The sequence below is a fragment of the Nostoc sp. genome, assembly GCF_036919895.1.
Lineage (GTDB): Bacteria > Cyanobacteriota > Cyanobacteriia > Cyanobacteriales > Nostocaceae > Nostoc.
The window spans coordinates 1-1,853 of sequence record NZ_JBALBW010000130.1; the positions used below are offsets into that span (position 1 = coordinate 1).

The 1,853-nt window shown below is 47.5% G+C and carries 1 protein-coding gene and 1 pseudogene; both read right to left on the reverse strand.

Annotated features, from left to right (window positions below):
- Positions 1–289 precede the first annotated feature (289 nt).
- Positions 290–1,681 carry a photosystem II reaction center protein CP43 gene (gene psbC, locus V7K55_RS25285; protein ID WP_334835750.1) on the reverse strand — a complete coding sequence of 464 codons (1,392 nt, stop codon included), beginning with the start codon at positions 1,679–1,681 and terminating at the stop codon, positions 290–292.
- Positions 1,665–1,853 (reverse strand): annotated as a pseudogene (locus V7K55_RS25290) (photosystem II D2 protein (photosystem q(a) protein)); the annotation flags it as partial. The pseudogene V7K55_RS25290 and the gene psbC, both read right to left, overlap by 17 nt.

Below are 1,853 nucleotides of genomic sequence, written 5' to 3' on the forward strand. Positions count from 1 at the left end.
CATTATTTGTGTTAAATAGATCCGCGTCGTAGGGGCAATTCATGAATTGCCCCTACGACGCGGATCTGGTTTTTCCAATCATCTATACTTGGTCTTTCCTGTCAATGCGTAAGTCCTAAATTTAGTTTAGCCAATATCTTAAATACTTAGGTTATTTTCAGAAAAAAATTAAATTACCAAGATGTTAGCTAGACTTCCTACGGGTAAGGGCGATCAATAAAAAAGCCCTTGCTTTTACGCAAGAGCCTTTAAATTATTTAGTTGTCAGTGATGAAAAAAACCTTACAACCTAATCTAGGTCGTCCATAAACATCACTGGCTCAGTATCACGGTTAATTCCTTTCTCAAAACCACCAGCCGCAGCCCGTGCGCGACCAGCGTGCCACAAGTGACCAACTAGGAAGAAGAATCCTAATACGAAGTGAGAAGTCGCCAACCAAGCACGAGGAGATACGTAGTTGAAGGAGTTAATTTCGGTAGCCACACCACCCACGGAGTTCAAAGAACCCAGAGGAGCGTGGGTCATATATTCAGCAGCGCGACGAGCTTGCCAAGGCTGAATATCGTTCTTGATTTTTTCCAAATCAAGACCATTGGGGCCACGTAGAGGCTCTAACCAAGGGCCACGGAAATCCCAGAAGCGCATGGTTTCACCACCGAAGATGATTTCACCAGTTGGAGAGCGCATCAGGTATTTACCCAATCCTGTGGGGCCTTGGGCAGAACCGACGTTAGCACCCAAACGTTGGTCACGAATTAAGAAGGTCAAAGCTTGCGCTTGAGAAGCTTCTGGGCCAGTAGGGCCGTAGAATTCGCTGGGGTAAACGGTGTTGTTAAACCAAACATAGAGTGAGGCAATGAAGCCCATCAACGACAGAGCGCCCAAGCTGTAGGAGAGGTAAGCCTCACCAGACCAGATGGATGCACGACGTGACCAAGCAAATGGCTTGGTAAGAATGTGAAAAACGCCGCCAGCAATACAGATAAAGGCAATCCAGATGTGACCGCCGACTACATCTTCTAGGTTATCAACGCTGACAATCCAGCCTTCGCCACCAAAGGGAGACTTGATTACATAACCGAAGATAACTGCTGGGTTCAATGTGGGATTGGTAATAATCCGAACATCACCACCGCCTGGTGCCCAGGTGTCATACAACCCACCAAAGAACATTGCTTTTGCTACCAACAGCAGCGCACCGAATCCCAAAATAATCAAGTGGAATCCGATGATGTTGGTCATCTTGTTCTTGTCTTTCCAGTCGTAACCAAAGAAAGAAGAGTATTCTTCTAAGGTTTCTGGGCCACGAACGGCATGATAGATACCGCCAAAGCCAAGGACGGCTGAAGAGATTAGGTGGAGTACACCGACAACAAAGTAGGGGAAGGTGTCGATAACTTCACCACCAGCGCCAACGCCCCAACCTTGAGTGGCAAGGTGAGGTAACAGAATCAAGCCCTGTTCATACATGGGCTTTTCAGGAACGAAGTGAGCGACTTCAAACAAAGTCATCGCTCCAGCCCAGAATACAATCAAGCCAGCATGGGCAACGTGAGCGCCCAGGAGTTTGCCAGATAGATTGATTAAACGCGCGTTACCAGACCACCAGGCAAAGCCAGTAGATTCTTGGTCGCGTCCAGCACCGCCTAATATATTTGGTCTATTAGAGAGCGTTACCACGTGGTAATACCTCCTCAGGGAATACAAATTGTTCGTGGGGTTGATCTTGAGGAGCCATCCAAGCGCGGATACCCTCGTTCAGCAAAATGTTTTTGGTATAGAAGGTTTCAAACTCAGGGTCTTCCGCCGCCCGTAATTCTTGGGAGACGAAATCATAAGCCCGCAGGTTGAG